15 protein-coding genes and 1 tRNA gene are annotated in these 11,688 nt (G+C 39.3%); 6 read left to right on the forward strand and 10 right to left on the reverse strand.

What is annotated here, in order from left to right:
* Nucleotides 1-274: 274 nt before the first annotated feature.
* Both BP688_RS10225 and radA read right to left on the reverse strand, forming a co-directional pair.
* Nucleotides 275-2,560 (reverse strand): Piwi domain-containing protein, encoded by a 2,286-nt coding sequence (locus tag BP688_RS10225; RefSeq protein ID WP_290598174.1) that lies wholly within the window; start codon nucleotides 2,558-2,560, stop codon nucleotides 275-277.
* A gap of 387 nt (nucleotides 2,561-2,947) precedes the next feature.
* A complete protein-coding gene (gene radA / locus BP688_RS10230) occupies nucleotides 2,948-3,928 on the reverse strand; it encodes a DNA repair and recombination protein RadA (RefSeq protein ID WP_290623388.1) in 981 nt (326 codons plus the stop codon).
* 312 nt (nucleotides 3,929-4,240) lie between these two features.
* Between radA and BP688_RS10235 the strand changes: the two genes are divergently transcribed.
* Nucleotides 4,241-4,990 carry a metallophosphoesterase family protein gene (locus BP688_RS10235; RefSeq protein WP_290598172.1) on the forward strand — a complete coding sequence of 250 codons (750 nt, stop codon included), beginning with the start codon at nucleotides 4,241-4,243 and terminating at the stop codon, nucleotides 4,988-4,990.
* Nucleotides 4,991-5,007: 17 nt separating this feature from the next.
* Here BP688_RS10235 and BP688_RS10240 read toward each other — a convergent pair whose 3' ends face one another.
* Nucleotides 5,008-5,178: a hypothetical protein gene (locus tag BP688_RS10240; protein ID WP_290598171.1), complete on the reverse strand. Its 171-nt coding sequence runs from the start codon at nucleotides 5,176-5,178 to the stop codon at nucleotides 5,008-5,010.
* A gap of 151 nt (nucleotides 5,179-5,329) precedes the next feature.
* Between BP688_RS10240 and BP688_RS10245 the strand changes: the two genes are divergently transcribed.
* Genes BP688_RS10245 through BP688_RS10255 form a run of 3 tightly spaced genes read left to right on the forward strand, consistent with a single transcriptional unit; the run spans nucleotide 5,330 to nucleotide 7,008 of the window.
* On the forward strand, nucleotides 5,330-5,554 hold the full coding sequence (locus BP688_RS10245) for a hypothetical protein (RefSeq protein ID WP_290598170.1): 225 nt from the start codon (nucleotides 5,330-5,332) through the stop codon (nucleotides 5,552-5,554).
* 4 nt (nucleotides 5,555-5,558) lie between these two features.
* Nucleotides 5,559-5,891, forward strand: a complete 333-nt coding sequence (locus tag BP688_RS10250; protein ID WP_290598169.1) for a hypothetical protein — start codon at nucleotides 5,559-5,561, stop codon at nucleotides 5,889-5,891.
* Between the two features lies 1 nt (nucleotide 5,892).
* Nucleotides 5,893-7,008: an ORC1-type DNA replication protein gene (locus tag BP688_RS10255; RefSeq protein WP_290598168.1), complete on the forward strand. Its 1,116-nt coding sequence runs from the start codon at nucleotides 5,893-5,895 to the stop codon at nucleotides 7,006-7,008.
* 12 nt (nucleotides 7,009-7,020) lie between these two features.
* Here the strand turns inward: BP688_RS10255 and BP688_RS10260 are convergent, their stop codons facing one another.
* The 4 genes from BP688_RS10260 to BP688_RS10275 form a co-directional block, all read right to left on the reverse strand.
* Nucleotides 7,021-7,323, reverse strand: a complete 303-nt coding sequence (locus BP688_RS10260) for a hypothetical protein (RefSeq protein WP_290598167.1) — start codon at nucleotides 7,321-7,323, stop codon at nucleotides 7,021-7,023.
* A 303-nt stretch (nucleotides 7,324-7,626) separates the two neighbouring features.
* Complete coding sequence (locus tag BP688_RS10265) at nucleotides 7,627-8,844, reverse strand: tyrosine-type recombinase/integrase (RefSeq protein ID WP_290598166.1); 1,218 nt, start codon at nucleotides 8,842-8,844, stop codon at nucleotides 7,627-7,629.
* 88 nt (nucleotides 8,845-8,932) lie between these two features.
* A complete protein-coding gene (locus BP688_RS10270) occupies nucleotides 8,933-9,301 on the reverse strand; it encodes a hypothetical protein (protein ID WP_290598165.1) in 369 nt (122 codons plus the stop codon).
* Nucleotides 9,302-9,303: 2 nt separating this feature from the next.
* On the reverse strand, nucleotides 9,304-9,495 hold the full coding sequence (locus tag BP688_RS10275; protein WP_290598164.1) for a hypothetical protein: 192 nt from the start codon (nucleotides 9,493-9,495) through the stop codon (nucleotides 9,304-9,306).
* A 90-nt stretch (nucleotides 9,496-9,585) separates the two neighbouring features.
* Here BP688_RS10275 and BP688_RS10280 point away from each other — a divergent pair.
* Nucleotides 9,586-9,659, forward strand: a tRNA-Phe gene (locus BP688_RS10280).
* Between the two features lie 277 nt (nucleotides 9,660-9,936).
* Here BP688_RS10280 and BP688_RS10285 read toward each other — a convergent pair.
* From BP688_RS10285 to BP688_RS10295, 3 genes are read right to left on the reverse strand one after another with little or no spacing between them, the layout of a single operon-like run.
* The gene (locus BP688_RS10285; RefSeq protein WP_290623386.1) at nucleotides 9,937-10,668 is read right to left on the reverse strand and encodes a transglutaminase domain-containing protein; all 732 of its coding nucleotides are present in this window, start codon (nucleotides 10,666-10,668) and stop codon (nucleotides 9,937-9,939) included.
* 8 nt (nucleotides 10,669-10,676) lie between these two features.
* Nucleotides 10,677-10,997 (reverse strand): hypothetical protein, encoded by a 321-nt coding sequence (locus BP688_RS10290; RefSeq protein ID WP_290623384.1) that lies wholly within the window; start codon nucleotides 10,995-10,997, stop codon nucleotides 10,677-10,679.
* A gap of 13 nt (nucleotides 10,998-11,010) precedes the next feature.
* On the reverse strand, nucleotides 11,011-11,268 hold the full coding sequence (locus tag BP688_RS10295; RefSeq protein WP_290624633.1) for a ribbon-helix-helix domain-containing protein: 258 nt from the start codon (nucleotides 11,266-11,268) through the stop codon (nucleotides 11,011-11,013).
* 111 nt (nucleotides 11,269-11,379) lie between these two features.
* Between BP688_RS10295 and BP688_RS10300 the strand changes: the two genes are divergently transcribed.
* Nucleotides 11,380-11,583, forward strand: coding sequence for a hypothetical protein (locus BP688_RS10300; protein WP_290623380.1), 204 nt, complete (start codon nucleotides 11,380-11,382; stop codon nucleotides 11,581-11,583).
* The last annotated feature ends 105 nt before the right edge of the window (nucleotides 11,584-11,688 follow it).

Raw genomic sequence — 11,688 nt, forward strand, 5'->3', positions numbered from 1 at the left:
CAAATTTTTTGGGACTATACAACTAACAGCGATTCGAAATTTTGTTTTAAATTAAATATAGCTATATTTAATAAGGAGTAAGGTGGAAATACATAATTAATGTTAACTACTAGTTCCAGCACTAACTTGAGTTTGTGTAAACAGAAAACTGATTTCCACGCAAACTTTCACGAGCAGATTGTGCATACTTGTTTTGGAGTTATTACAGTATTTATCAACTAGCTAGTTATTGTCGTACTTCTGAAATAAGAGTGGAAAAGGACTTTAAGTACAGCTACAATAAAATCAAATCGTCAGGTATCGCTAGACCAGCAGAAATGTTCTCCCCGAGTTTTTGTGTTAATATCTGTGGCAACGCATACTTTCCTTGCTTAAATAATGATGCCCAATTTAAGTGGCTCAACCTGTAATATTCATCCATTATTTCTGAAATGTGCGGTTCAGGCACATCTGTATTTAAGCATATGTGATCATGGAGAGTTAATTCAATCGGTTGAACTGTTCCCGAGTGAGTAGAAGACGATACTAAAAGTCCACTTTTCCCATCAAAGGATATGCCTGTTCCCTGCCTCACGTTTCTGTACGATCTGCCGTCATATCTGAAAATCCTCTTATTTGGTGATTTGTTAACACTTATTATATCTATTACAAGCTGATCTGGCAGAAGTTTACTCTTTTCGAGTAGTTGTTTTATCGGTTCTTTTCCCTCGTCGGGAATGCCATTAAGTATGACTTCTTTCATCATCCTTGCCTCATTGCGCCTTATGACTCCATCTTTGGCAAAAACGAGTCGCCTAAACTCAAAACTTCTACCTTCACACACTTCTCCAAACATCCTGTTGAACATCGAAACTTTCTGCAAAATTTCCACGAGCACATCGTAAAAGGTTGAGGGGGTAAGCCCCTCTCCGCCTACTGGCTTGGACCCTGTTGCAATAAATCTGCCGTAGGAGTCTGTGAGAGCACTGTATGCTGATGCCGATGCCTTTTTCTTCGGTCTTCGTGATACATCGTAATAGGCGTAACAGCTCGATCCAGCGCTAATTCTTCTTATCGGTGAATCGGCTGACTCACTCAGAATCCAGACTGCTGACCCTGAACCTCCCAGCTTCACGTAGCACTGAGACGCTATGTTGGCACATACGTAGTAAGAAGTATTTGGGTTTAGTATTTCATCCAAAGTTTCAGCTAGGATACACTGGCTTTTGACGGGATTTAACCCAAAAATTCTTTCGAACAACCTGCTCCGTGATTCGTAATAGATTTCCGAAGCGTACTCATCTGGTAGCACGACTATGGCCAAAACATCCTTGTTCCTCAACCGCTGTCTAAGCTCAAGTATGGTTGCGGAGTAGTCGGTTACCTTTGATCCTTCTACGCAGAGAAATCCTCCATCTATATCAGAAGCTTTTAAACTGCCGAGTTTTAGACTTGAATATACCTTCTCAATTCTGCTCATCGCAACTCTCAAAGTCCTTAAATCTACATTATCTGGGTAGATTACAATATATTCTCCATTTATAGTTCCAGCATAAGGGCCGTGAAGTTTCAATGCCTTATTAACGTCACTTATTGGTACACTCTTCCCACCACCTACGATAACGTGAACGTTTGGTGCGAAAGAATATTCTTCAAATCCAGCTTCGTTGACAGAAGTGATACTGAAACTCAGCCGCAAGCCGAGGAACGTTACGGGCTGAATTTGCTTCAAGAATCTTATGGACTCGTTAACTCTCTGAGCAGGGCTCTTTTTTAGATTGTCGGGTAAAGACGTTCCCCTTTTAAACTCTAAAAATACACAGCTTCTCGGGTAGCTTCCAGTTTTATCGTATTCAGGTACGTAAACTTTGAGAAGCTCATCTTCTGGATTCACAAAATCGATCTCGTGTTTAACTTTCCAGTACTCGTCTCCTCTAAGCTTTTTGCCCATATACGGGAAAAGTCTATCACCTGCTTTACCTTTGTCTCTTCCCTGTAAGAAGCCTTCATTCCATCTAGGTAGAACTCTTACTCTTATCCCAGATTCCTCTTTAAGCTCATCGGCCCTATCTATTAGATGATCTGGCAAAGGTTCCATTATCTTAGTCTTTGGATCGAGATACAGGGCAAGTCGTCCGTTATGAATTGAAGCTTGAACTCTGAACGCATGCTTGAATTTACTTCTTGATTTGATTTCTTCTTTCGTGATGTATTGGTCTCCAATCCTTAAGTATCCCTTGGCAATCAAGTGATTCCTTATTCTGCTTTGCCAAGCCTTTTTAATAACGCTAATATCAGTAATAATCGTTTTCTCTAGCTTTGGATCGTATTTTCTAATTATCTGCTTTACCAATTCAATCGCTTCGGCTGGAGGATTAAGGAGGATGATGTCATAATCAGTAAGATCCTTTGGAGCCGTCGCACAGTCTATGCCTTTGGAGTTGAGAGTGTTGATCAATCCTTGGATAATAGCATATCTCTCCTCTTTCCTTTTATCTGAAAGCTTCTCAAGACAAACGTAGTAACCCTGTACCTTACTGGGAATTGAAACGTTGGCCCTGAAAAGATTGAGGAAATTCATGCGATCACCCCCAATATTAAGCAAAAACTCTCTATGGCATCAGAGAATCTTTCAGTTTCTCCGTGTTTGCTAAAACTCGTCCACAACCTTCGATTAACAATGATGTGCAAACTCATTGATAATCAATTGTATCTTTGTAACTTAAATTTTTCGTTCAACTATGATAAAGATATAATTGCTTTAACAAAAAGTTCAAGTAATTAAAACGAGTGATGCAATTAACAGGTTTTGTAAGCTGCTCATGGAAAGTAATAGGTTATGTTAACGTGAAAACATGAAAAGCTTGGTCAGACTTGTCTCTATTTTCCCATTTTTTAATAGTATAGTAAATAAAAAACTAAAATATAGTTTCAAAGAGTTAAATAATTATTGCTAAAAATCTCTATTTTATTTCCTTCCGTCCTCTATCCCTCTCTCAGTTATCTTAAACATCGCCTCAGCTTCTGGCAAACATGGCGAATCCACGAGCCTTGCAATTCTTAGATCCCCTTTAGTCTTTCTAAGATAAACTCTAAAAGTTGCTGTATGTGCAACGACATGCCCACCAACTGGAGCAGTAGAATCGTAAAAGTGTGACTCAGGCTTAGCCATGACTTGGTTCGTAACAACTATTGCGGCATTGAATATCTCGCTGAACTTTATCAGGTCGTGCAGATGTTTGTTAAGCCTCTGCTGCCTCTCAGCTAAAGTTCCCCTTCCAACGTATTCAGCTCTGAAGTGGGAAGTCAAAGAATCAACGATTAGCAGTCTTACTGGCTTTCCATTGTTTTTCATTTTCTTTGCTACCTCCTTTGCCTTGTCAACTAAAAGCATTTGATGACTTGAGTTGTAAGCTCTTGCCACATGTATGTTCTTCAAAACCTCCATAGGATCGAGACCTTTTGCCTCAGCCATCTGTGCGATTCTTTCAGGCCTAAATGTTCCTTCAGTATCGATTATAATTACCGACCCGTCGAGTCCACCTTCGCTTACGGGAAGTTGAACGTTTACAGCGAGCTGGAAGCAGAGCTGGCTCTTTCCAGAACCATACTCACCATAGAACTCTGTTATGGCTTGGGTTTCTATACCACCACCAAGCAACCTATCGAGCTCTCCGCTTCCAGTTGTTATCTTGCTTACATTCTGCCTTCTCTCAAAAACTTTATCTCCGGTCTCAAAATCTCCAACATTTGCAAGTTTTCTCGCAGCAACTATGATCTTGGCAGCTGTGTTTTCGCTGATTTCCGTTGCAGCACTTATCTCAATGGGAGAGGCTACGGCTATCTCCTCAACCGTAGTATAACCTGCATTCCGAAGTTTTTCCGCTGTGGATGGACCAACGCCGGGTATGTCCTCTAAGCTAACTAAACCACCCACAGCTTCACTCATACAGACCACCATTAGAATTTTCACACGCTAAAAGTTAAGATCTGCGAGTGCTGTGGAAGTAAAAAATTTAAAAAATACAGGAGATGGCTTGTATGAGGTAAAGGATACAAAACGCTCGCCTGTTCTATCTGTACAACTGTCTAATCACTCTATTGTCTGATTCATAAGATAATTTAACTTGAAAACCAGAGATTTGACTTAGAAGATGTAAGTTTGATAGTTATAATAACTTTGAATACTCTCTTATCAATCTTTTTAAGTAGGTAGATGAGTCTCCTAAATATGGCAATTAAAGTTAACAAGAGGTGAATCATGAACTTCGCTGCATTTACAGATTTGCATGGTTCGATTAAGACTCTCCGCAAGATTGTAAAAGTGATTAGCGGAAAAGACGTTGATGCTGTTATATTTACTGGTGATTTTGTTTCGCTCAATCAGCCTATCACAACTGAGCTTAATAATCTTGAAGAAATGTTTCTTGAGCTGGATTCACTAGATATACCAGTATACTTCGTTTGGGGAAACAGAGATTTACTTTTGTTTGAAGCGTTAAGAGAGGAAGTTGAAAGAAGAGGGCATAATTTCCCCTTGATGAAGTTTGAGCAAATGCTATTCAATCGACTAGATATCGAAAATCTATGGGTAGTTCGAGATAGCATTGAATTCTCCGATGAACCAGAGCTGTACATAACCAACGATTACACTCAGATAGACGAAAAAACGATATACATCACTCATTATAAAACTGAGGTATTCTCAGACGCTTTTCTCCACCTTGAAGGACACGTACACTACGGCCAGTACAAAGACAACTACTTCAACTTGGGATTCGCTTATAGAGATGATCTACACGGTAGCGAACCTTTAGAAGGGCTTATTTGGTTCTTCGAGATTGATAAGGATTACAAAGTTTCTTTTTATTATGAGATGTTTGGTGATCTAAAAGAAATCGTTTGTCCGTATCATGCTGAGGAAGGAACTTTCATAGTTCCAAAATTCTGGAAGAAATGTCCTATATGTTACAATCCAGAAAACTCAAAGTTTTCAAAATATTTTGTTTAAAAAATAATTAAATACACTTACTCATCAAAGATCGTTTTAGCGTTTACTTCCACCTCACTTGGAATTATGTATCTGCTTAGTTCATCTAAAATCTTGTTAAGTGCATCTGGGTCAAAGACGCCGATTATCTCAATTGCTGTTGGGATTTCTACAACTTCAATTTCAACGTCTAATCTGACGAGGGGCATTCTTTCACCCCTATATACTTCTACATTTATACATCGAAGTATTTATGTTTTTACGTCTTCTTTTCAACTTCTAAGTTGAATTAGAATATACCGAAATATTAATCTTTGGAGTGTAGTAGAAGTAAACTTAGAAGCAAATGGAGGTGATGAGTTGCCAAAGCTGATTGAGAAATTAGACAGGAGTACTGACAAAGTATGGGCATCAGTCGACCCGATTACAATAGATAAGATCAACGAGCTCTTAGAAACAGGGGATTTTAAGGGATTGTCTCATCTCATCAGGGAAGCAATAAATGAACTACATAAGAAGTATGAGATAGAAGGAAAACTACAACCAAAAGTGCTGGTTTCGAGAAGAGAGATTACGGTGGAATGATAGTATGGTGTGGCTCCCCGTAGGTAACAACAAATGGGTTAACGTAAGAATTCATGCAATAGAAGAGAAATGGCTTAGAGGTGAGAGGGAATTTTACCGCTACATCATCAAATATGCAGAAGTTGTCGATGAGGCTGACGAAGAAGAGATTGCGAAAGAGCTGAAGAAAATCGTGAAGCAGTTAATTGAAGAAGGTCATTCGCTCAATGAGATTGTTGAGAGAGCTTCACTTGCTATGGGAATTCCAGAATACTACACGAAGGGATTGATAGAGAAACTTAAAGCGGAGTTAGGATTGATTGAGTACAATGGAATGATTATCGAGCCTAACAAGTAGTATGGATGTGCTCTGGCACAACCAAACCCTCTTTAAAAACATAGACGTTTTTGATTTAGATTACTTACCAGAAGAATATCTGCATAGAGATAGGCAGATCTCTCAGCTTGCATCAAATCTCAGACCAGCTTTGATGAAGTCCAGGCCCATAAACACTCTATGTTTAGGTCCTCCATCGACAGGGAAAACCACTGCAGTTAAGTTACTCTTTAAAGAAATTGAAGACGTTAGCGATTCTGTCATTCCGGTTTACGTGAACTGTCAGATAATTAATTCAAAACAACAGGTTTTTGCAAAGATATTTGAGAGAGTTCATGGCTATACTTTGCCATCTTACGGCACTCCATTTACAAAGGTTTACTACAGCATACTGAACAAAATTTTGGATGATGAGAAGGTTCTAATTGTGGCTCTCGACGATTTGAACATTATACTGGATGACAAGGTGTTGAACGAAATACTGCATTCTTTAATAAAGGCCCACGAAGAAGTTGATGGTGTAAAGATAGGAGTTATTGGAATTTCGACTGATGTTAGAATTGCTGAGAGGTTTGACATCTACGTTGGATCGATATTCCATCCGGACATAGTTCTTTTCCCGCCCTATTCAAGGGAAGAGATCTATGATATCCTATCTTCTAGAGCAAAGTATGGGTTTTATCCAGATGTTTTAACCGATGAGGCACTTGAAAAGATAGTAGATCTAACCCACGAAGCCGGAGATCTTCGTTACGGAATTTATTTGCTTAAGATGGCTGGAAGGGAAGCTGAGAAGAGAGCAAGCAGAAGAATTGAGGTTAGAGATGTTGAAGCTGTATGCGAAGATGGGTGGAAGGTGTTTTTGAGAAAAGGTGTTTTAGCTTTGAATAGCATTGAAAGAGCACTGCTTAAGCTTATTTACTTATCGTCTAACGAAATGACGACAGGACAGCTTTACAAGCAGTTTAAAGAAATAGTTCAGATAAGTTATGCTAAGTTCCACGAAGTGCTGATGAAGCTTGAGCATCTAAAGCTGATCGATACAGCTTATCGCAAAGGAAGGGGGAAGACAAGAGTAGTTATAAAGAAGTACGATTCAAAGCTTGTTTTAGATGCGTTAAATGAATTTAAATTTTAAAATAAAAAATGGTTACTTTTTCTTCTTTATTGCTCCCTCAACTTTGAAGCCTTTCCCTTCTCGAATAACAGACACGATTCCTTCAACAACCTCATTAAGCGGCTTTTCGACCTTCTCTCCGTATTTTATCAAGCTATCCAAAGATTCTGCAACTTCTGGCGGGAGCTCGTACGCTTTAACGTATTCGTACAAAACTCTTATTGCTGAATGGATCAGTGTTTTCATGTCTGCATTGAAAAGTCCGGACAGCACGCTCACCATCAGCTTCGTTTCGGGATCCAATATAACTGTCGTTTTCAAACTACCATTGCTCATACATTCCACCTCCCTATTTCCTTACACATCTTTACTTCAACATATATATACTTAAGTCAAGTATATATACTTTTCTGAGAAGTTAATTTGCTGAAGGAGAAAGCTTAAATATACTTTTACGTAAATACGTATATGCTTAGAAGTATTAACATTGATAAGGATACACTAATAAAACTAGCTTTAAACGGTAGCCCTATCGCAAGAGCTGCGGCACTAACACTGCTTGATGAAATGTACAATGGCAAGATTATCGCCGAACTAAAAAGGATACTGAAAGAAAAAACAACACACTCAAATTCGCATCTAACCACGTTGTAGGCCATTTAGAAGAACCTTCATGGCTTCTGGATTCTGCTCCACGAGTTCTATAAGCTTTAGCATTTCCTTGAATTTCTCCATGAGTTCTGGATTTTGTAACAGCATGTTCATCATTTCTCCCATCATTTTTGGTTCTTCCATCTGGATTCTCAGTCTCTCCTTCTCGTCCAAGATTAGAGCACACCTTCCACAGTACTTATCTGTTGGAGCGTTTAAGTAACCGCAGCGGGGACACTTCACGGGCTTTGCCATTTTCTCCTTCTCTTCTTCTTCAACTTCTAAACCATATATCTTGTTAATCGCTTTGTCTATGTCTCTCCCAGAAAGGTGAACATAGATACGGGGCATGTCACTTCCCTGGACCCAGCCGAAGAACTCGTTCATTTGGGCTTCAGTTAAGTAGTTGGCTAAAATTGTTGCACGAGAATGTCTTAAAATGTGTGGGTATACTCTCTTTTTGATACCAGCTTTCTTGGCAGCCTCTCTTAGCACCTTTCTAAATGCCATGTATGTCATTAGTTCTCCATGATTAGTAGTGCCAACATTTACGAACACAAAAGCGTCTGGATTATCTCCATCAGGATGCTCATCTAGCCAACGCCTCAGATAAGGAGCACTCATGACAATTGGAACTTGCCTTTCACCTGTCTTGCCAGAGACTTTAATTTTTGCTCCAAAGCTTGTCCAGATAATGTTTTTTATTTTGAGCGAGAGCAACTCTCCTACACGTAATCCAGCTTCGTAACCAACAGCAATTAGTGCCTTATCTCTTGGATACTTCGCAGAATCTATCATTTTCAAAATTTCCTCTTCTGTTAGAACGTCTGGCTTGCGATTGTCTTTTCGTTCACCCCTTAGAACTTTTAATCCAGGCCAATCCTCTCCGTGAAGCCATTTAAAGAATTTTCTTAAAGCTTTTCTGAAGTCATTTATCGTCTGAACTGCATAATCACTGTATTCGATTGCAGCAAGGACATCCTTTATATCGTCTACACTCCATTCGGGAAATGGTTTGTTTTTATATCTCTCACATATCAATCGAAGAGCTTTCATGTAACGGACAATTCTTGGTGGTTTGATTCCAGAAGCGATTAAATCACGACGGAACTTTAAGATTAGTTCCTTATTTTGCTCATTTATTGGTGATGCTTTGAGGAGCTCAACTTCTCTTTCAAGGAGTTTTTTATTGTTATGGATATCCATGGTTGTTTCTATGTACACCAATACTTAATCTTTACGGGATTATACCTCGGGTACAGTCCCGGGAGGCGGGATTGCTACCCTCAACTTTTTAATCTCCATTCCCACCTCTCATCCGTCTGATATACCTTTGCAGAGAGTCCTTTATCGCGTCTTCAATTACCTCAAGGTCTTTTGCAGCGTTCTCCATCATTTCCTCAATCGCCTTTGCAACATCATCCACAACAAGCTTGCAATCAAGTCTCTGAAGCTCAACTTCAAGTGAGTTCTTGCGTAAAACGATTAATGTGTTCCCAAATTCGTTTTCGAGCATCCTCTGCAAAGCTACAATACTCACTGGTGCTCCTTTGAAGACGATGATATCATCTCTGCCATAACCTCCAATTTCAAGCTCTGGGTTTGAGGGATAGAGTTTGATTTTACAAACCCCATCCTCAGATTCTACTCTAACGTCAAACATGCTTACCTCCTAATCAATTTCAAAGCCTCTTCAAGAAGTTTTTCACCCTCTCTAAACTTTTTTGCGGCATCTATTAACTTCTTCGAAATCTCAGGATAGTCCTGTTTTACTTTCTCACTCCACTCCTCGTATTTTGCAGTGTGCTCTTTACTGTGTTCAATCCAGTGCTTGAGTAGATGGCGGAGCTTTTCCATAGCAAGTGTTTTCCCTATGCTTTAAACCTTTTCTGCCTGCTACTACATCAACCAAAAATATTAAAATACTCACGAGCCACGTATATTCAAGCCCGGGTAGCTCAGCCAGGGAGAGCGTGCGGCTGAAGACCGCATAGTCGGGGGTTCAAATCCCTCTCCGGGCATCCTATTTTTAAAATTTTGAACTCTAAGGGTTGCTCAGTCCTCAAAAAGTCCAATAGTTTATCGATAGTCTCTGAAAAACGATTTCTGTAATTTTCTTTTAGAAATATATAATTCTCTTGTGAAATTCTGATATGCAAATCAACCTTTCTCTGGCTGTTTTTTGTTGTTTGAGGTTTCCTTAATGTTGATTCAGAGTATGTTCCAGATTGTTCCATGTGGAACATAGGGGCGGGTAAACTTAAACATTTCGTGATGAAACAATAAAAAACAGGTTACTTACTTAGCAGAAAGAACTTCATACCTTTTTTCGGCAGGATAGAAGGCTATGTAAACTTTGTTTACCAAATACTTCCCGCCTATGTGGTTGCTCGTCCAATCAAGACTAAGCCAGTAATTTCCCTTACCATCTTTACTGTAATGAATTGTATCTCTGAAAGTGTAAGAAAGATATTGCAACAACTTTTTGGCATTATTCTCAGGCCCGAGATAAGCTTCTGGGAAAGCATGGCATTCGCTCTCGCTACAACCAAATAATATCCTCATTCTAAAACCAGTAGCCTCTCCGAGAGCCGCCATTAAAATAGCGTAATCATCACAATCTCCTGCGAAATTGTTTTTAATCGTTTCAGAAGCATAAGCAAAGTACTCAAAGCCCTGTGGATCAGAAACGTATCTCCATCTCGGTTTAACGTAGGAATACATTGCCTGAAGCTGCATAATGTTTCTATCACCCGGATATTTTGAAGCGAGTTTTACAGCAAAGTTTCTCACAATTGGGTTGTCATAATCTACTTTTTCATAAATTAATTCGGCAGTAGATTTAATTTCATCTTCATATGTTGGAAAATGGTATTTTTCCTGAAGTTCGGGAGCTAATTCGATTAGTTTCACCGCTTTAGCTGCTTTGGCGTATTTTGCGTATTTTGCGAGTTTTAGAACATCTTCAACACAACCGCAGAACCCCACTCCAATGACTAATATCATAGCTATTACAAATACTCGTTTCATGCTCCCACCTACCCACTAAACAAATACCACTCCGCATAATCCAGCAAATCTTTCGCATCGGACTTTTTCATACCATAATATTTCTGAATGTATTCTAATATCTCATTCCTGCTCTTATTCTCTTTAATGAAAAGCTCCTCAATCAACCTTAAAGCTGCCTTTGCAACCTCACCATATTCGTAAACTCCCCAGAATTCAACATCTTCAACTTCTTCCTTTTCCAGAATGAGCTTAACGTTATCCTTGCTGAAAACCTTCCGTTTTTTCTTGACCTTGATCATGTACTCAAGCCAGAACTTTCTATCTCCAACCTCCACGGATGCCAACATCTGAGATTCCTCCCTAAAACTTAATCTCGTTGGTTTCGATTTCAAAATCTGGCTTGATTTTACCTTCTTTGGCTTTTTTGATGAATTCTTCCTCTTCAGGGGTTAGTTCTGATTTCTCAACCTTCTCAAAAAAAAGCCTTAAGGCTGCTCTAACGACCTCCGCACGTGAAGTATATAATCCTCCGCTCTCTTCTATGAATTCATCGATTTTTCTTGCAAGTTCATCGGGTATTGTTACCCTAATAAATCCATCTTGACTTTTGACTTTCACGGCTTTTCTCCCCATCTATGTTACAATATTTTATCAATTATTTAACAATTTCTCTCAGTATTGTAACAAAAACAGTAAACTTTAAATATTTGTTACAATTTAAGCACAAATATGGCAAGAATTGTTGTAGAGGTTGGGGAAACTATCAAAGATAAGCTCAGAGAACTCATTGAGCACGGCTACTACAAAACGGAATCGGAGATTGTAAGGGAAGCATTGAGGAAGTTCTTGATGCAGGAGAATAAACGCAACGGAAACAGCTCATACATAGATGCTGAAGCCGATACAGAGATTTTCGAGGAGGGCAAAGAATGAAGGAAGCTCTTGCCTACTTCATTACCCTCCTGTTCTTGCTGTTTGGGCTTGGCTGGTTTTTTTGGGAGTTGTGTAAGGGTTTAAGCCTGATTGGGGGGTGGTAAG

This window comes from Archaeoglobus sp. UBA230, from assembly GCA_002507545.1.
GTDB lineage: Archaea > Halobacteriota > Archaeoglobi > Archaeoglobales > Archaeoglobaceae > Archaeoglobus.